Source organism: Ruegeria sp. YTSC106, assembly GCF_059609765.1.
In genome coordinates this window covers 109213-127611 of sequence record NZ_JBXWMI010000013.1, presented here as the reverse complement: position 1 = coordinate 127611, position 18399 = coordinate 109213, and the positions used below count along the sequence as shown (strand labels likewise).

Annotated in this window: 18 protein-coding genes and 1 pseudogene; 10 read left to right on the top strand and 9 right to left on the bottom strand. The window is 54.1% G+C overall.

Annotated elements, in window-relative coordinates:
• Positions 1–434 (bottom strand): DUF805 domain-containing protein (locus AC2FEB_RS17475; protein ID WP_496884241.1); only part of this gene is annotated, 434 nt, incomplete at its 3' end.
• A 570-nt stretch (positions 435–1004) separates the two neighbouring features.
• Between AC2FEB_RS17475 and AC2FEB_RS17470 the strand changes: the two genes are divergently transcribed.
• From AC2FEB_RS17470 to AC2FEB_RS17440, 7 genes are all read left to right on the top strand, one after another.
• Positions 1005–1304, top strand: a complete 300-nt coding sequence (locus tag AC2FEB_RS17470) for a hypothetical protein (protein ID WP_170337109.1) — start codon at positions 1005–1007, stop codon at positions 1302–1304.
• Between the two features lie 243 nt (positions 1305–1547).
• Entirely contained in the window at positions 1548–1982 is a 435-nt protein-coding gene (locus AC2FEB_RS17465) for a hypothetical protein (RefSeq protein ID WP_496675113.1), read from the top strand.
• Between the two features lie 40 nt (positions 1983–2022).
• Positions 2023–2637 carry a hypothetical protein gene (locus tag AC2FEB_RS17460; RefSeq protein WP_480611228.1) on the top strand — a complete coding sequence of 205 codons (615 nt, stop codon included), beginning with the start codon at positions 2023–2025 and terminating at the stop codon, positions 2635–2637.
• 52 nt (positions 2638–2689) lie between these two features.
• Positions 2690–2995: a hypothetical protein gene (locus tag AC2FEB_RS17455; protein WP_496675117.1), complete on the top strand. Its 306-nt coding sequence runs from the start codon at positions 2690–2692 to the stop codon at positions 2993–2995.
• A gap of 43 nt (positions 2996–3038) precedes the next feature.
• Positions 3039–3212 (top strand): hypothetical protein, encoded by a 174-nt coding sequence (locus tag AC2FEB_RS17450; RefSeq protein WP_165590775.1) that lies wholly within the window; start codon positions 3039–3041, stop codon positions 3210–3212.
• Between the two features lie 784 nt (positions 3213–3996).
• Positions 3997–5430, top strand: a complete 1434-nt coding sequence (locus AC2FEB_RS17445; RefSeq protein ID WP_496884240.1) for a hypothetical protein — start codon at positions 3997–3999, stop codon at positions 5428–5430.
• Positions 5420–6361, top strand: coding sequence for a metallophosphoesterase family protein (locus AC2FEB_RS17440; RefSeq protein WP_496675121.1), 942 nt, complete (start codon positions 5420–5422; stop codon positions 6359–6361). The genes AC2FEB_RS17445 and AC2FEB_RS17440 overlap by 11 nt, the downstream gene beginning before the upstream one ends.
• On the opposite strand, the gene AC2FEB_RS17435 is transcribed toward AC2FEB_RS17440, so the two are convergent.
• Complete coding sequence (locus tag AC2FEB_RS17435) at positions 6362–7120, bottom strand: hypothetical protein (protein ID WP_496675123.1); 759 nt, start codon at positions 7118–7120, stop codon at positions 6362–6364.
• A gap of 177 nt (positions 7121–7297) precedes the next feature.
• Between AC2FEB_RS17435 and AC2FEB_RS17430 the strand changes: the two genes are divergently transcribed.
• Positions 7298–8230, top strand: coding sequence for an SdiA-regulated domain-containing protein (locus tag AC2FEB_RS17430; RefSeq protein ID WP_496884239.1), 933 nt, complete (start codon positions 7298–7300; stop codon positions 8228–8230).
• 88 nt (positions 8231–8318) lie between these two features.
• Here AC2FEB_RS17430 and AC2FEB_RS17425 read toward each other — a convergent pair whose 3' ends face one another.
• Both AC2FEB_RS17425 and AC2FEB_RS17420 read right to left on the bottom strand, forming a co-directional pair.
• Positions 8319–9116 (bottom strand): autotransporter outer membrane beta-barrel domain-containing protein, encoded by a 798-nt coding sequence (locus tag AC2FEB_RS17425; protein ID WP_496884238.1) that lies wholly within the window; start codon positions 9114–9116, stop codon positions 8319–8321.
• Positions 9117–9137: 21 nt separating this feature from the next.
• Positions 9138–9746 (bottom strand): annotated as a pseudogene (locus AC2FEB_RS17420) (IS3 family transposase); the annotation flags it as partial.
• Between AC2FEB_RS17420 and AC2FEB_RS17415 the strand changes: the two are divergent.
• Entirely contained in the window at positions 9631–10119 is a 489-nt protein-coding gene (locus AC2FEB_RS17415; protein ID WP_496884237.1) for an HNH endonuclease, read from the top strand. The pseudogene AC2FEB_RS17420 and the gene AC2FEB_RS17415 overlap by 116 nt on opposite strands.
• A gap of 144 nt (positions 10120–10263) precedes the next feature.
• Here AC2FEB_RS17415 and gyrB read toward each other — a convergent pair whose 3' ends face one another.
• Both gyrB and AC2FEB_RS17405 read right to left on the bottom strand, forming a co-directional pair.
• Positions 10264–12681: a DNA topoisomerase (ATP-hydrolyzing) subunit B gene (gene gyrB, locus AC2FEB_RS17410; RefSeq protein WP_117870905.1), complete on the bottom strand. Its 2418-nt coding sequence runs from the start codon at positions 12679–12681 to the stop codon at positions 10264–10266.
• A gap of 114 nt (positions 12682–12795) precedes the next feature.
• Positions 12796–13368 (bottom strand): TetR/AcrR family transcriptional regulator, encoded by a 573-nt coding sequence (locus AC2FEB_RS17405; RefSeq protein ID WP_496675129.1) that lies wholly within the window; start codon positions 13366–13368, stop codon positions 12796–12798.
• A 100-nt stretch (positions 13369–13468) separates the two neighbouring features.
• On the opposite strand from AC2FEB_RS17405, the gene AC2FEB_RS17400 reads away from it, so the two are divergent.
• The gene (locus tag AC2FEB_RS17400) at positions 13469–14035 is read left to right on the top strand and encodes a carboxymuconolactone decarboxylase family protein (RefSeq protein ID WP_496675131.1); all 567 of its coding nucleotides are present in this window, start codon (positions 13469–13471) and stop codon (positions 14033–14035) included.
• Here AC2FEB_RS17400 and recF read toward each other — a convergent pair.
• The 3 genes from recF to dnaA all read right to left on the bottom strand — a co-directional run bounded on the left by recF (position 14032) and on the right by dnaA (position 17921).
• Positions 14032–15129: a DNA replication/repair protein RecF gene (gene recF / locus AC2FEB_RS17395; RefSeq protein ID WP_496675132.1), complete on the bottom strand. Its 1098-nt coding sequence runs from the start codon at positions 15127–15129 to the stop codon at positions 14032–14034. The two genes, AC2FEB_RS17400 and recF, sit on opposite strands and share 4 nt — an antisense overlap.
• 59 nt (positions 15130–15188) lie before the next feature.
• Positions 15189–16310, bottom strand: a complete 1122-nt coding sequence (dnaN, locus tag AC2FEB_RS17390; protein WP_496675134.1) for a DNA polymerase III subunit beta — start codon at positions 16308–16310, stop codon at positions 15189–15191.
• Positions 16311–16535: 225 nt separating this feature from the next.
• A complete protein-coding gene (dnaA, locus tag AC2FEB_RS17385; RefSeq protein WP_496675136.1) occupies positions 16536–17921 on the bottom strand; it encodes a chromosomal replication initiator protein DnaA in 1386 nt (461 codons plus the stop codon).
• Positions 17922–18399 lie beyond the last annotated feature (478 nt).

Sequence of the window (18399 nt, the reverse complement as noted above, 5' to 3'; positions counted from 1 at the left end):
AATTGAAGAATTGAGACAACAACAATACCGGTCACGCCCAAGACTGCCGCGGGTCCTCGCAATGCATCGGGGTTTTCTGTCCCTTGCTCCAATACCGAGAAGAACGCCACGCCACCCAGCATAACAAAAAGCGTTGTAATGCTGAGCGCCATCGGCAGCAGCAAATACCAGCCAGGTCGTCCTGTATCATGCAACCTCCGCCAACCTGCTGCGAGCATAGGTATGAGAACGGCCAGTTGAAAAACAGAGGACATGACGCGAGATCCTTGCCCAGTTTCTGGGTTGGTCCCGAATATGATAGTATCCAGCACAGCTAAAGCGGCACTTACGAGAACCACAAACAAGAAGAACCACCAGTATTCTGAGCGTAAAGCCCGACCGGAGAACTGGAAGTATTTCGAGAAACACGTTTTAACTGCTTCCACAAACCCCATTTTCAACCCTTTCTAAGTTTCTGTGCGGCCTCAGAACGCCTCGCCACCTAATAGAACAGACTTGCCCTTCTGGGTTTTCCCACCTTCCTTTTGTGTTTGAACGCCAAAAAACTATCCTATGAAAAGGTAGCGAAGTTTGCGCGCGGAAAAAATATTGATTTATTAAAAATAAGATTCAAACATGCGAATTTGACGCAACTTTATTTTACCTCCGTTGTTGTCGCTGTCGCCCGATTTGTCGGGCCCTTCCGACTGCTGGAGTGAGTGCTGGCGGTCGGAAGGCTGTTTGCAATGACCGAGCGTTGGGAGGACGCGATGCTTAGACTTAGTGTAATCGCCCTCCCTCCGGAATTCGCTCGAGCTTTTGCCAGTGTCGTCAATCAGCTTTCACACGTTAATGTTGGCCCCGACAGTCAACGAAATATCGTCCCGCCGACCAAGCCCATCGCGGCAAGTTTTGGGAAAGGTAGTCACAGGATCAAGGTATGTTCAATTAGCTGCACAGACGCGAGAGCTTCAAACAAGCGCATCCAATTTCACTAATTTCAAGGGAACCAGAGGGAGAAGAAAATGTCTAACAAGATGGTGATGATTGCAGGCGCGACATGTTTCGCACTGCTTGCAGCCTGCGACGATACGAGTACATCAAGCGCGTCCGCCGAACTCACGCCGGCTCAGCAGGCGTGTTTGCGAGATGTGGCCAACACGACGAACAATTCGCAAGTCGTGGTGCTCTCATCCGCCTTTAGCGAGGCGGGAACACAGGTCACAGTCGGCGTTGGCGAGGATCGTGCTCCTTGGAACTGCATTGCTTACAGTGATGGCGCGACAGCTGGTATCGAGTTCCTGGGCGACGAAGGCGCATTGTGACCAGTCTGCTGTGTAGCTGAAAACGGCTGCGCAGCACTGGCTTGATCTGCTGAGGCTCGACTTGGTTTGTAGAACCACCATCATCGTATTCGCGGTCCTGTACCTGTTGGCGTTGGTTGCATTCTTGACGGGCACGTTCGGCTGGTTGGGACAGGAACCAGACCCTTTGTCCGGAGTGTTCCTGCTGCCGTTGGGACTACCTTGGATACTTGTAGCGGACTTAATTTCGGAGTCCGCCAAGCCGTGGTTCGCGGCGATTGCACCGGTGCTCAACATTTTGGCGCTGGTTTTCATTTGCAGGTGGGCTCGCAGTTTACACCAGAAATGAAGGAAGAGCTCTGTCTCACCAAAAGGGAGGAAAACATGGGAAAAGTGATCTTGGGAATTGTGATCGGGCTCGTCCTCGGCGTGGTTGGGGCGATGACCTTGGGTGGCGGGGCCGCGGTAGGTGTCGGCGTTGCGACAGGCTTGTCCGCCGGTGTCTGCTCCACATTGAAAGGAGCACAAGCCGAAAACCTGATCACCGCCGAGCAAGCGGACCAGATCCTGAATCGCGTGAATTCCGAGATGGCGTCAACGCAAGGAATTGAAACGACGGGCGAGATCGTCGGCAGCGCGCAGGCATGCGATGAATTTCTGTCAAAGTTACGAGAAGCGAAGCGAGGTTTCGCTTTGTAAGGAACAAACCTCTAAGGACAAGCCAACAGGGAACCATCTGATGAAACTCGTTTTACTCAAGCTCCTCACACCCATGTTCGCAATCGCGGGCACAGCTGCTTTTGCAATGTCAGAAGCTGACGACGCTTGTATCGACCATTTGCGGCAGGTTGGTGGACCAGACGGTCAATCAGGTACGATTGAAAGCTCTCAGTTCTCGGAAGCTGGTACGCTCGTAATGCTGCGAGACGCAGGCGGAACACTTTGGCAGTGCATCGCGTACAAGGATGGCAGCATTGGAGAGATGTCGGTTGTCGAGGCGATGGATGATGGCGGTGGAGCCATGGCAGGTGCCGCCGGTTCTACCGGTAGCCAACGTGTCAAATTCGATGCTGGTTCCACTGGCGCAGAACTCGTTGGTGAACTTGCACCCGGAGCATCCCAGCAATACGTTCTGGGTGCGAAAAACGAGCAGTTTCTTTACGTCCGCGTTGCTCCGCGAAATGGCTCCTTGGACTACGTTATTCGTAACCCTGATGATTCTGAACTGTTGGGACTGATGTCAGCGGACAAAGAGTATCGAGGACAGCTTTGGCAATCCGGAGATCATGTTGTGGAGGTTATCAATCGCAGCAACTCTTCCGTCGACTACAATGTAATTTTCGGAATTGAATAGGTGATCAACCAGAAACACTGAAGCGTATTCCCGAAAGAGCTAGGAAAAACAGATGAAACCCAAGGTCCTATTGGTGATCGGCACGGCGTGTATTACAGCGCTTGCAGCATGCGACGACAGTGTTGGATCAGTGGATGCAAGTGCACCAACTGTGGGCAGCTCTAGCGATCTTTCGTCATTTGAAGGGGCAAGAGCGGGCCAAGCTGAAGTGGGCATCCAAAGTCTCGGATTTGAACTCATCCGCAGCGAAGGGCTGACCTCGTACTGGTTTAACAAAGATACTGGTGCATGTGCTCGGATCACGACATCTGAGGGAAGGTACTCAGATGTAACTATGCTGCCATCAGGTGACTGCTGACACATTTTTCATCAATCAAACATCTGCAAAAGGGAGCTTCAGTTTGCATTTCGACTTGGCACATGCGGCGGTTACCATCGTCGCTCTAATTGTAACAAACCTGGCCTTGAAATCGGCCGGCGTGATAAACGAAGAAAACAAACACCAATTGAACTGGAAAGTATTTCTGGCCTACTTCGTGGTCGTCTTTATCATCAATCTGGTGTGGCCGATTTAAAGCTTCAGGTCGGAAAGTCTATCGCGCACTTGATACGGCTGCTGAGAATGAGCCGCTCCAATAGATTACCAAGTGGGAAGAGTTTGAGCATATAGCGCTTAAGAATAGAAAGGAACTGGCATGCGGTTTTTGACGTCCCTCATATTCATTGGTGTTCTCGCAACCGCTGCGAATTCTGACGTAACCAGCAGAAACGGCGGTCCAAGCAACAGTCAAATGCTATCAAAGGGCGGCGACGGAGGTGTTGATGGCGTCGCTTTCTTTCGCCCAGTCTTAAGCGGAGTATTGTATCGCTCTGGTTTCAAAGGCGGCGACAAGGACCGAACGGGCCTGAGTGAAGGACAACGCGAAACTTTGTGCGGTGAAGGGTTTTCCACCGGGTTTTACGCCGACTTTGGCAAAAACACTGAGTACGGTCGCACCAGTTGTGGAAACGGATCCTTTGACTATCAAAGTGCCAGATCCTCCCGACCCGGTGCTGTCATGGCGTCCATACACGAGGTGATTGAAAACCCTGGAAAGGGCCCTGTCCTTGTACACTGCATGTGGGGCGTTCATTCCTCGGGTGCATTGTCGGCAATGGCGCTCGTTCAGTTTTGCGGTTGGACGGAAGAAAGGGCCAAGGACTATTGGAATGATGCCCGAAACGGGGCGCCTTGTTCAGGCGGGTGCGACAAGTGGATTGACACAAAGTTCTCCAACTTCAGTGTCGACCCAAAGTTGAAAATCTCCACCGAACAACAGGCAGCGATTTGCCCTAAATGATACCGGGAGGACTATCTAAATGAAGTTCAATCTTCTGGGGTCACTGGCTTTCATTGCACCCACTGCCTTGTGGGCGAGCGACGATGTCCTCGGTGAAGCCACGACATTTGAGAGTCCCAACGGCGTTACGGAACGCTGCATTCGGATCGAAAAAGTTCCAACGGGCGCGTATCAAAAAAGCGATCTTGAGGAAGAGACAGCCTATTGCGAGATCGATTTCTATGCGTCCGAAATTGCCATTTGTCCAAAAACCTGGAGCACCAGCCCAGCAATGGCCGTCTACGATATTTCGGAAGGACCCTACGTGGGGAAGCGCTCTGAGTTCGAGAGAAACGCTTGCAAGGAGGGGAAGGCAGCAAAAGATCTGGCCAAGGACAGGGTGGCCAAATTCAAATCCACTATGAACCAAAAGGGCACCAGTGGAACCTTTTCCACCTCGTCGCTGCTTTACTATCATTTCTCCAGATATTTCGACACGACTGTAAAAGTTCCAGTCGCCGTTTGGCGAAGCATGGACGCCCAGGCGCATTTTTCCGAGGTTGCAGAGCCTGGCCTTGCGATTTCTGGTGGCTCTCATGGCGGGCGCATGAACCATGAAGGCTGGCGGGTCTTTGCAGCTGCGGACGCCGATCCGAACTCATACCAACCGACCGATGATCTATTCACCGCAGATCGAACGCAGATTTACGGTGTACTGCTTGATAGTCCTGGGCATCGATACGGTTCGGAAATCAACGGCACTCGCAAGTCTGGTTGGGGGAAAGGTCAGAACCGCGATTTCCAGGAAACTCCCGCTTTTTTAGCTTTGCGTTATTCTAAACCATTGTCAGAGGCAATTGCGGAGGGCGTCAGAGAAGGTCGAAGAGACCGGATGATCAACAAGGATCTCGGTCCCGATGTCAGCGACCAACAGATGGCATTTTGGATGCAAGAACTTACCGAGATTGTTCTCCTCGATTTCATCTTTAGCCAGCAGGACCGTGTGGGAAACATAGACTTCACACCCTATTGGTATTGGGTCGAAGACGGAAAACTGAAGCATAAGAAAGCCAAGCACCATGAGCCAAACAACGGAGACGTTCCCGCCGACGCATTATTGATCCGTCGCAGCAATCTAAACGACAACGATGCTGGCGGGCGTATCGAGTATGCCAACTTCGCAAAATCTACTCAAATGCTGGAGAAAATGCGGCACTTCTCACCAAGTACGTATCGGCACTTGGTTGCATTGAATAGTGACCTTCAAACCCAAGGCCCGGTCTATGACTGGCTATCGCAAAGCTTTGGGTTGTCAGACAGTCAGATTGCACAAGTTGTCAAAAATACTGCGCTGGCAACGTCCATCCTCCAGAGCAATTGTTCAAATGGCGATTTGATGTTCGACTTGGATCCTGTCGCATTCTTTTTGAGAAACAACACCGAGGTAGAGGCTGTGGACTGTAATGACCCGTAGTTGTTCTGCCCTTATTGCGGCCTTCACTTGGACCGCTCTGCTCGCCTGCAAAGCGGCGGCATTGGACGTTATCGTCATATCGGATCTGAACGGAAGCTATGGTTCGGTAAGATACGACGCCCGCGTCGACAAAGCGATTGAGCGCATAATCGAGATTGATCCAGATCTGGTTATTTCGACCGGAGATATGGTTGCGGGACAGCGCATTCCCAACTTGTCCGACAAACAGGTCAGGGATATGTGGAAGGCGTTTCACCAGGCCGTATCAGATCCTTTGGAGGCTGCCGGCATTCCATTTGCGGTCACGCCAGGAAACCATGATGCCTCTGCGTACCGTGGGTTCGAGCGTGAAAGAAAAATATACGCAGAGGAATGGACACCGAGAAAACCAGACGTCGATTTCCTGGTCTCAGATGACTACCCGTTCTTCTATGCGTTTGAGATGCAGGGCATCACGTTCGCGTCACTGGATGCTACGACCCTAGGGCCCCTATCCGGTGACCAGCAGGACCGCCTACAGGAACTGGGTGCAGACGGAGACCCGATTGTCACTTTCAGTCACCTCCCACTTTGGCCGTTCGCGATCCAGCGTGAACGCGAAATCATCGGTGACCCAACACTTGAAAAAATTTACCTGGAAAGCGGTGTCGTTCTGCATCTGTCAGGCCACCATCATGCCTTCTACCCAGGCTGGAAAGACGGTGTGGCTTATGTTTCCCAAGCTTGTTTGGGAGGTGGCCCGCGACGGCTTATTGGCGATAGCGCCAGATCACCTCACAGCTTCACTCATGTTAAGTTCCAGCCGAACGGCGAGTTTGGGATAGCAGTATATCGAGGGCCTGATTTCAAAAGGTCGGTCAACTTCAAGTCGCTTCCGAAAGAGATCAGATCCCCGAATGCGGTGTTGAAACGATTAGACCTTGTGAAATGACTAGAGGTTGAGTTTCAGCTCAACTTTTTCAGGGACCAGATCGTTTATCATCTCTTCTATCCGGGCTTCTGAAAGTCCACCCGAGGTGATGAAAAGCAATGAAACGCGAGATTTGCCCGGAACGTGATGTTTTCTGACCAGCTTCCAGCGAGCGTCTGCGGCCATAGCTTCAATGGCTCCGCTGACTTTCAATGATTGCTCTTCGTCTGAAGCCTTGAGCGAAATTTCCACGCCCTTGTTTCGCCCACCGAGCCAAATGAAACACCAACACACAACCGCCACCAATGTGGCCATCAAGGGCAAGCCCAGCCCTACCGCCAGCCCAAGCACGGTCACTATAATCATTTCCACCGTGTCGACCGGGTCATCCATATTTGATCGGAACCTTAACAGAGCTCCTATTCCAAAGATCACGAACCCGATCATTGATCCGTGCTGTACAACCAGAAAGCCAACCGCCATGCCGACAAGCGCGTATAGAAAGAACAGTCGCGGCATGACGATATCGCGGACACTCCTGCGGGCTCTCCGCCTCACAGGGTGATAAACGATCAGTCCAGTCAAAATGACAGTGACGATGACGTCGAGAGTAAAAAAATACAGTTCCTGTCTGCCGCGAAACTGCGTCCAACGTCGCTCGATAAGTATTTCCGACTCTGAAGTGCCGGCCAACATGGTTGCGGGGTCCACTTGTGACACCGCAACGCCTGGCAACAGTACTATTAATAGCACGGCCAGGAGTGGGAAAGTCTTGTTCAACTTAACTTCCTTCCTGCTTACTCTAGCAGATTGCCTTCCGACAAAGGCACATCTTGTCCAATTCAATCGCAACAGGCGGGATCAGGTAAAGAGATTACCGTGCATTCTTCGGACATCGCATCCGGACTGTGATACTAACGCTGACACGGGGATGTGGTCCAAGCGCGAGAGAATCCAATGACAGAAAACAGAGTGTTTTCGTCAAAAGCTGAAATTTCACGGTGTTTCTGCAAACTTAGGCGACTGGCTTTTGCGGCCAGCTTGGTTGCGGCAGCCTTCGTGCCTTGGTCCGATTTTGCCTACGCCGAAAGTGCTGGTTTGGTTCTGGTCGATAAATTCAAGGTGGCAGACAAATCAGAGGGATTTTCAGAGCCTTCCGGTTTGGCAATGTCTAACGCTGAAGGCTTCTTGTGGTCTGTAAGTGATGCCGAACCTAAACTGCACCTACTCGGAGCCGACGGGGTATTAGGAAACTCTTTCAAGTTGTCAGCATTGGCAGGATCAGATTTGGAGGGTGTTGCACCTCGAAAAGATGGGTCTGTTTTGGTGCTTCAAGAAACTGACCGATCAATCCTAGTCGTTCACCCAACTGACCCCATTCAACTGACGACAATACCTCTCGCATCTCTTAAAGGTTACCCGACCGCCGCTGCATTACTCGTCGGCAACCCTTTGAACAAGGGACCCGAAGGCATCGCCGTTGACCCGGAATCCGGGCGGGTCTTCGTTGGAATTGAGGGACAACCAAGGTTGTTAATGATGTTATCGCCAGAGCTAGACGAAATTATTGAGATCATTCCTTTAGCCCGCGATGCAGGTTTTATCTCCGAGCATGTAGATGATGATGAACTAGATTTGAGCGGCCTAGCATGGTCCCGGTCCTCGCGTTCTCTTTGGATTGTGAGTGACAAAGGCCGTCAGATCTTCATCTACAATCCAGAATCCAAGTCCGTAAAGTCTATCAGTTTGACGTTCACAGAAGATGGCAAACAAAAAGAAGTTAAACATCCCGAAGGTATCGCTCTCGATGAGACCAAAGGGCTTCTCTACATCCTGACAGACGACGCCAAGAAATCGCGGCTTTATGTTTTTAATATCCCCAAATTTTAGTCGCTAGAGAATGACGCTCACATTGCCACGATAGCTTCCGCAAGTTGTTGCAGCTAGCTTACCACTCCTCTTCGTTGGTCCGCCCTAATCAGAACCGAACACTTAAGTTTGCACCGAGGCCATGCTCTTGGCCGTTGGAACGAACTGAATAGCCATATCCTGCCGTTAGTCTGGCCAGATCAGAGATCTGATACCCTAGCCCCAGACCAAGCACGAAGCCATTGGCGCCTCGGTTTTGTCCGACTTGCGTGAATGTCCCAAATATCGGGCTCGTGACAGTGATTTCGTGCTCACTGTCCTTGTTGGCAAAAAAATCATACTCGTAACGAGCAAAGGCCATTGGGGTTAGCACGCCATTCTCTGTCAAGAAATCCCGCTGGTAGTCAATTCCAATAGAAGCGACCAGCGATTCTGCGTTCGCTTTTTCAATCGAGTAATTGAAATCACCACCGCCAGTCTCTGTGCCTGAACCTTGTTGAATACGCCCGTAGTTCAATCCAAAAACCGTAGAAACCCTTGCACCGCTGTCCAGGTTAAACAACTTCCGTGCCTGGATACCGGCGTGGATTCCCTCTTGGTCCAAATCCGATTTAGCCTCACCTCCCGTAAAGCCATCAACAGAAGGGTTATTTCGCTTGGCATCAGTTTCACCGAACATGTAACCGATCAGTCCGGAGAACTCCCAAGTTCCGGTTGTTGTACGCCCATAGACGCCCACATGATAGCTGTCGGTCGAAAAGTCCTGATCGACTTGATCGTGTTCATCCATGGAGGATGTCCCAAAACCTGCGTACACGCCGGCCACAACTCTATCGGTGCTTGCGACATCCGCTCCGACCAAAATGGTGCCCAGCGAATAGTCGAATGTCCCAATGAGCAGCCTCATCTGACTGGTCCAAGTTGATTGTTAGTGCATCATCGGCCTGTGATCCATCGGGATGATGGTTTCGGGCGCTGGCGGGCGGTAACCCAGAGCACTGTGGGGGCGTTTTGTGTTGTAATGTCTCCTCCATTGCTCGATCAGAATTTGAGCTTCGCGCAGGCTGTAGAAGATTTCACCGTTGAGCAGTTCGTCCCTGAACCGGCCATTGAAGCTTTCACAGTATCCGTTCTCCCACGGGCTGCCAGGTTCGATGTAAGCCGTTTGGGCGCCGACGGCGGTGATCCAGTCTCGGACAGCCTGGGCGACAAATTCCGGCCCATTGTCTGAACGTATGAAACGGGGTGCTCCTCGAAGTATGAACAGATCCGTCAGGGCATCGATCACGTCGACCGAGTTCAGCTTCCGTTCGACCCTGATAGCCAAACATTCCCGACTGTACTCATCAAGGATATTCAGCGTCCGGAAAGCTTTGCCATCGTCAGTTCGACAATGAACGAAGTCATAGCTCCATACATGATTGCGAAACTCCGGCCTCAGCCGAACACACGACCCATCGTTCAGCCAGAGCCGTCCTTTCTTCGGTTGTTTCACTGGCACTTTCAGCCCCTCTCGTCGCCAAACCGAAGCAGAGCGGTTGGTCAAGCAGCGCATTGGTCAGGATATTTTCAGAAATCGATTGATCTCTTATTGGCAGGGTCGCTGCCCGATTTCGGACATTTCTGACACTGAACTCCTTAGAGCCTCACACATTAAGCCGTGGAAAGACTGCGAAACTGATGCTGAGCGGTTGGACCTCCACAACGGAATTTTGCTGTCAGCACTATGGGACGCAGCATTCGACAAGGGTCTGGTGACTTTCAAGGACGACGGGACACCTTGGTTTTCGAGTAAACTGTCCGCGCCGGCAATGAGCTCGTTGTCCGGACATTCCAAGCGGATCTCTGGTCTAACTGCTGGGCACAAGGAGAACCTGATCTGGCATCGCGATCAGGTGTTCAATCCTTGAGAAACTGAAGTCTATCCTTTGGCACCCGCATAAGGCGATTTAATTTCTATCCTCTGCACTAATATCGCGAAACAGTGAAAACTTATGGGCAAATCGTGCAAACTTATGGGGTGCGTGAAGGTTTGTGCGCGTCCCTACACCTGATCAGAAATCCAAATTTTCTACACTCAAAGCGTTTTTCTGGATGAACTCTCGACGAGGTTCCACGACGTCACCCATCAGTTTTGTGAACAGATCATCGGCTTCAACCATGTCATCCACGCGCACTTGCAGCAGCGTGCGCGCATCCGGATCCAGTGTGGTTTCCCACAACTGATCAGGGTTCATCTCACCCAGGCCTTTATAGCGCTGCAGGGACAAGCCTTTTTCACCCTCTTCCAGAATGGCGCGCAACAAGTCCAGTGGGCCGTGGATCATCTGGCTGCGATCACGACGAACCAAGGTGGCCGGGGAATTATAGATTTCTTGCAGGCTCTGCGTAAAACTCCCGGTCTTGCGCGCCTCGCCCGAACGCAGCATCGGGCCGTCCAGCGTGCGAACCTCTTCGACACCGCGTAGAATACGGGCCAGTCGGATGCCGTGATCCTGTGTGATCCGACCCTGCCAACCGCGTTCGTATTCCAAAGCGATCAGGTCCAGCCGAGCGGCGACTTTGTCAGCCACGCCTTGCAGGTCGGCATCAACGGCGCCGGGCACAAAGGCCCCTGCGACGGCGGCCTGTTCCAGAATGTGTCGCGGGTAATGCGTCGGAAACGCATCGAGGACACGTTTCAGCTGACGCGCCTCGTCGACAACGCGGGTCAGGTCCTGTCCGATAATTTCTTCGCCCGAACCGAGTTTCAGAACCGCACCCTCGACGCCCTGATTGATCAGGTAGTCATCCAGAGCGGCCTGGTCTTTCAGGTACACCTCTGACTTGCCACGGGAGACCTTATAGAGTGGCGGCTGAGCGATGTAGAGGTATCCACCCTCGATCAGTTCCGGCATCTGACGGTAGAAGAAAGTCAGCAGCAATGTCCGGATATGTGCGCCGTCCACATCCGCATCGGTCATGATGACGATCTTGTGGTAGCGCAGCTTTTCGATGTTGAATTCATCGCGGCCAATACCAGTGCCCAGCGCCATGACGAGGTTGCCGATTTCCTGCGACGACAGCATCCGGTCAAACCTTGCGCGCTCGACGTTCAATATTTTCCCGCGCAGCGGCAGAACCGCCTGGGTCAGCCTGTCCCGGCCGGTTTGGGCAGACCCGCCGGCCGAGTCCCCCTCGACCAGGAAGACTTCGGTCTTGGATGGGTCCTTCTCGGAGCAGTCTTTCAACTTGCCAGCCAGATAGTTCACATCCATCGCGGTCTTGCGCCGGGTCAGTTCGCGCGCCTTGCGTGCAGCCTCACGGGCCAAAGCGGCCTCGATGATCTTGCCAACGATGCTCTTGGCTTCTGTGGGGTTCTCTTCGAACCACTCGGCCAGTTTTTCATTCATCAGACCTTCGACCGCCGGACGGACTTCGGACGAAACCAGCTTGTCCTTGGTCTGCGATGAGAATTTCGGGTCCGGCACTTTCACCGACAGCACGCAGGTCAGACCTTCGCGCGCGTCGTCACCCGTAAAGCTGACCTTTTCTCTCTTCGCAATCCCGCTGGACTGCGCGTAGTTGTTGATCGTCCGGGTCAGCGCGCCGCGGAACCCAGCCACGTGGGCACCACCGTCTCGCTGCGGGATGTTGTTGGTAAAGGGCAGCACCGTCTCGTGGTAGCTGTCATTCCACCACATTGCGATCTCGACGCCGATATCGTCGCGCTCACCCTTGATATAGATCGGCTCGGGCATGGCCGGAGTTTTGGACCGGTCGAGATACTTGACGAATTCCTTTACGCCGCCTTCATAGAACAACTCGGTTTCAAGCCGTTCTGCCGGGCGTTCATCGATCAGGATGATACGCACGCCCGAATTCAGGAAGGCGAGTTCGCGCAGACGCTTTTCCAGAGTTTCGAACGAGTATTCGAGGTTCGAAAACGTGTTGGTTGACGCCAGAAACCGAACTTCGGTCCCTGTGCGATCGCCACACTCACCGACGACCTTCAGGTGCTCTACTGTTTCTCCACCCTCAAAGCGTGCCACGTGCTCTTTGCCCGCGCGCCAGATGCGCAGCTCCAGCCAATCTGACAGCGCGTTTACCACCGAAACACCCACACCGTGCAAACCGCCAGACACTTTGTAGGAATTGCTGTCGAACTTACCGCCCGCATGCAGCTGGGTCATGATAACCTCGGCTGCCGACACGCCCTCTTCCGGGTGAATATCCACGGGAATCCCACGTCCGTTGTCACTGACCGAAACGCTGGAATCCGCGTGAATTTTCACGGTCACATGGTCGGCGTGACCCGCCAGGGCTTCGTCAATCCCGTTGTCGACAACCTCATACACCATGTGGTGCAAACCCGAGCCATCATCCGTGTCCCCGATATACATGCCGGGGCGTTTGCGAACGGCCTCTAAACCCTTGAGAACTTTGATGGAATCTGCGCCGTATTCTTGGGGAGCCTGTGCGTCTTCGGACATTCAGTCAGTACCTATATTATTTTGGTACCTTATACGTTTTCTGGTGGGGATTGTCACGCGATCCCCCAATATTTTGTGTATGCTGGGGTCGTTTTCTGCGCATCCGAATCCACCTCATAACTGGTCGATGTCAGAAGCGATATCCGCCGCGATCTCCAGCGCATCGACATCCTTGCGTTCAGCCGACAATCGAAGCCCCAGAATATCCGACTGATACCGCGCCGCCAGCCGATCCGGGTCATGTTGGGGCCGGATTTCACCGGCAGTCTGGGCGCTGCGGAACAGGTCGGCGAAACACGCTTTCATGTCCGCCATGTGACGCGCGGCCTGATCCGCAAGCGCATGATCCTTCGCCTGCAACTCGGCATATGTCTTTGCCAACATGCAGGCCTTTGCTGGATTCTCGACCGCTTCGATGACCAAACGTGGTTGCGCCTTAAGCGCTGCCTTCGGCCCCAATCTGTCGGCAAGGGCCTTCAGGCGCGCCACACCTTCTTGCGTGTAGCTTTGCAGCGTCAACGCATAGAGCGCATCCTTCGACCCGAATGCGGCGTAAAAGCTTCCGGGTTTCAGCTTCAATTCCCGTTCCAGGTCCTTCAGCGACGTTCCAGCCCAGCCCTGACGCCAGAAGATGTCACGGGCCTTCGCGATCAACGCGTCACGATCATATGCGGGTTTGCGGGGCATCGGCATCACCAATTCTTGAACGTTCGCTCAAATATATACTTGAGTGATCACTCAAAAAACCCTAAATATCACCCATCGCGCCAGAAACAGGAGTTCCGACATGGCCAATTTCCCGTCTCATGACCTCGAATCCGCACCCGAAGCATCCAAACCTCTGCTGGAAAAGTCTCAGGCCGCCTTTGGCCGTTTGCCGGGCCTGCATAAGGTGATGGCAGAAAGCCCCCAGCACCTTGAAGGCTATCAAGTTCTGCACAGCCTGTTCTTGCAGACCGATTTCGACAACGATGAAAAGACCGTTGTCTGGCAGACGATCAACGTGGCGAACGAATGCCATTATTGTGTGCCCGCGCACACCGGCATCGCAAAGATGATGAAGGTATCAGACGAAATCTCCGAGGCACTGCGCAATGAAACTCCACTGCCTTCCGCCAAGCTCGAAGCACTGCGCACCTTCACCCTGCATGTGATGGAAACCCGCGGCAACCCGACCGAGGAACAGCTTCAGGCGTTCTTTGATGCCGGCTACTCGCACCGTGCGGTTCTGGACGTGGTGCTGGGTCTGGCACAGAAAACCATGTCGAACTACGTCAACCACATGGCCAAAACGCCAGTCGATGAAGTCATGCGCGGCTTCCTGTGGGAGCGTAAAGTCAACGAACCGGCCTAAGTCGCGACCACCGAGCCCTCATCGCCTTCGGTAACGATCAGCGACTGGGCCCGGTCACCCAACTCCACAAACAGTTCAGGCCCGGTGCCCGTCATCCAGGCCTGAGCGCCCAGCGCACATATCTCGTCATACAGGGCTGAACGCCGATCCGCATCCAGATGGGCGGCCACCTCATCCAGCAAGACAATCGGTGGCGCGCCCACCATTTCGGCCAATGCACGTGCGTTCGACAGGATCAGAGAAACCAACAGTGCCTTCTGCTCACCGGTCGAGCAATCCTTGGCCGGAACGCCCTTGGCAGCAAAAACGCCGTAGAGATCCGACCGATGCGGCCCGACCAAAGTCCGGCCCGCTGCCAAATCTCTGAATCGGCTTTCATTCAAAGCCTCGCGCAAATCCTCAACCGTTTCGGGCATCGCGCCGTCGGTCTGCACCAATTCCAACTCGGCAGACGGGAAAGCCGTTTCCGCCTGATCCTGCGCCACCCGCAGATGGCTCAACGCCGCCAATCGCGCTGCGTGGATGCGATGCCCCATCACGGCCAACTGGCCCTCAAGCGCGGCATACCAATGCGCGTCACGCACCTGCTCTTTCAGCAAACGGTTACGTTCGCGCATCGCTTTTTCGTAGGTCAGCGCGGCCTCTGCGTGAGACGGATCAAAGCTGAGCGCAATGCGATCAAGAAACCGGCGCCGGCCTTCTGCCCCTTCAATCCAAAGTCGGTCCATGGATGGGACCAGCCAAACCACCCTCGCAAGTTTGCCCAGATCAATCTGGGAGGCGGTCTTTCCATCAATCCTTACCTGCCGTGCTGCACCGCCCTCAGACCAGGTTTCGATTTCGAAATTCTGCCCCTGCGACTGCAACAGCCCGGACAGTTTCCAGCCCAGCACCTCGGGCCGTCGCGTCATCTCGGCTGCACTCGCCCTCCGCATTCCTCGACCGGGCGAAAACAAGGATACCGCTTCCAGAATATTGGTCTTGCCCGCCCCGTTCGGTCCGTGAATGGCCACTGGCCGCCCGTCCAGAGACAACCGCACCAGCTTGTGAGACCGAAAATGCGAGACCGTAAGCTCGGTCAGGGCCAGTGCCATGACCCCTCCCTTCTTCTGTTCAAGAATACCTCCACCGGAGGCGTCGCGCGTCCGCGCGATCAGACGCGCATCGGCATGACAACATAAACTGCGCTCTGATCATTACCTTCGCGCATCAGGGTCGGATCGCCAGCTGAATTGAACATGAACACCGCATTCTCTCGATCCACCTGAGACGCAATCTCCAGCAGATACTTTGCGTTGAACCCAATCTCCAACCTTTCGTCACCGTACGCGACAGCCAGTTCTTCCTCGGCCGCGCCACTATCCGGTGCGTTCACCGACAGAACCAGTCTGTCGCCATCCAATTGTAGCTTTACCGCGCGCGAGCGTTCGGAAGACACAGTCGCCACCCGGTCCACGGCCTGCGCAAATTCAGCAGCATCCACTTCCAGCTTGCGGGTGTTCCCTTGTGGAATAACGCGCATATAGTCGGGGAAGGTGCCGTCGATGACCTTCGAGGTCAGCGTGATATCCGGCGTGGCGAAGCGCACTTTGGTTTCACTGACCGAAACGGCGATATCCATTTCATCGTCATCCAGCAGCTTGCGAAGCTCGCCCACGGTTTTTCTGGGAACAATAACGCCTGGCATATCCGTCGCACCGTCAGGCAGATCGGCATCGATCCGAGCGAGACGGTGACCATCGGTGGCCACGCAGCGCAGCACTTTACCACCTTCGGATCCGTCGGACACGTGCATGTAGACACCGTTCAGATAATACCGTGTCTCTTCTGTTGAAATTGCGAATTTCGACTTGTCGAACAACCGACGCAGCAGGGCCGCAGATGCGGTGAAATTCGATTGATACTCCGAGGACGCCATGACCGGAAAATCCTCTTTCGGCAGTGTCGCCAGCGAGAAATTCGACCGCCCGGCCTCAACCGTCAGACGTCCTGCTGCACTGTCCGCGGTCAGCGTGACCAACGCACCGTCGGGCAGTTTGCGCACGATCTCATGCAGGGTCGTTGCCGCAACTGTCGTGGCTCCTGCCTTTTCGACCTGTGCCGGGGCCTTGTCGACCACTTCGATATCCAGATCGGTCGCCCGAAACAGCGCCTGATCGCCTTCAGCTTCGATCAGCACATTGGCAAGTATGGGAATGGTATTGCGACGTTCCACAACGGATTGGGCCTGTGAAACGGCCTTAAGAAGGGTGCCGCGTTCGATGCTGATCTTCATACCCTCAGTTCCTCTGACTTGCGTACCGACATGGGCGGGACTGGCACGTTAGCGGTTCCACCCTGAGGCACAAGGATTTTTTACGGATTTCTGGGTCGGAATGTCCCAAGCGTCAAGGGCAGCGTGCCCGACAGGCATCAGTTCTGATCCAACCGTGGATTAATGCGCACAAGAAACGCCCCGGGCCCGAGGATCCGGGGCGGTTTCTTGCATTGCAGGCGCGGATCAGGCTTCTAGCGACCGGCGCAGCATTTCCACATCTTCAGCGATCTGACCATCGGTCAGCTTCAGCTCTTCAATGCGCTTGACGCCGTGCATGACCGTCGTGTGATCGCGCCCGCCAAAACGGCGGCCAATCTCGGGCAGGGACCGGCTGGTCAACTGTTTGCACAGATACATAGCCACCTGACGCGGACGCGCGTAAGAACGCAGGCGCTTTGGGCCGATGATGTCGGAGAGGCGAATGTTGTAGTATTCAGACACCTTCCGCTGAATCTCTTCGACGGTGATCTTGCGCTCGGAGGCACGCAATACATCCGCCAGACAATCCTGGGTCAGTTCCATGTCGATCTCGCGGCCAACCAGTGACGCGAAAGCGAACAGACGGGTCAACGCGCCTTCGAGCACGCGCACATTGGTCGAGATACGATGGGCCAGGAACTCCAGAACACCGTCGGCAATAGCCAGGTCAGGATAGGATGAGCTGTATTGCTGCACCTTGTTTTGCAGAATGCCCAGGCGCAGTTCATAATCGGTCGGGTGCAGGTCGACCACCAGACCACATTGCAGACGGGATTTTACCCGATCTTCCAGATCCTTGATCTCACCCGGGGCGCGATCGGCCGAGATGATGATCTGCTTGTTCTGATCTACCAGCGCGTTGAATGTATGGAAAAACTCTTCCTGAGTGGAATCCTTGCCAGCGATGAACTGCACGTCGTCAACCATCAATACGTCAACCGAACGGAACAGGTGTTTGAAGTCCATCATCCGACGCTCGCGCAGGGCCTGCACGAACCGGTACATGAACTGTTCCGCCGACAGGTAAAGAACGTTCAGTTCCGGGTGTTTGGTTTTCAACTCCCATGCAATGGCGTGCATCAGGTGGGTCTTACCCAGACCCACACCGCCGTACAAAACCAGCGGATTGAAGGTCACCGGCCCGCCCTCGGATACCCGACGCGCGGCTGCATGGGCCAGTTCATTGGGCTTGCCGACTACAAAACTGTCAAAGGTAAAACGAGAATCCAGCGGTGCGGCCTGTAGCGATTCCAAGGCGTCCTGCGCTGTGTCCTGGTTCGGCGCGGTGACAGGTGCAGGCTGTGCCTCAGGTGCTGCATTGGCTGCAGGCTTCGGGCGCATCGGCGAGTTTGCTGCCACGCGGAAATCCAGACGCCGCACAGTTTCACCTGCGGTATTCAGTTCGTACAGAATGAGGTCCGCGAAATTCTGGCTGACGTAATTGCCCATAAAATTGGTCGGCACGGAGAAAACCGCCACGCCATCCTGAAGCTCTTTAAATTCCAAAGGCTCGATCCAGGTCGTATAGTTGTTCCGACCGATGGCCTTCAGCAATTTGTTACGCAGTAGTCCCCATTTCTCTTGTGTCATTAAGCGCCTCACGCATCCCATTCTTATTGGCCTGTCAGCCTTATTCAGACGAAGCCGGTTTCCCGGTATTGTATTCACACGCGATAGGAATCCTGTCGTCAAACCAATTGGTTTGACGGGACTGTCCCGGAGTGCTCGGTAAACCCCAAATCTGGCGCTCAACAAAAATAGAGCGTCCCGAAAATCGGGTTGCACGTCGCAATCTCAATTTTTAGACAGGGCCAAGATCACCGGGTATAACCCGGAAACCACGGCAGATCGGCAGCCTGGCTTGCGCCAGTCGTCGACAATTGTCCCCAGATCGTTCTGATGCCCGTCAGTTCAATCGGGTAAACAGCCTGTCCCCCCAAGCGAGTGAATCGCTGACATCAGTGGTAGCAATTCGAAGCGGGGCGCGGCAACGAAACTCTGATATTGACTCGGGTCTTTGGCCGAAAGAATCTCTCGGTTTCGTGAAGGCGCGGTTTTCTGGCAACAC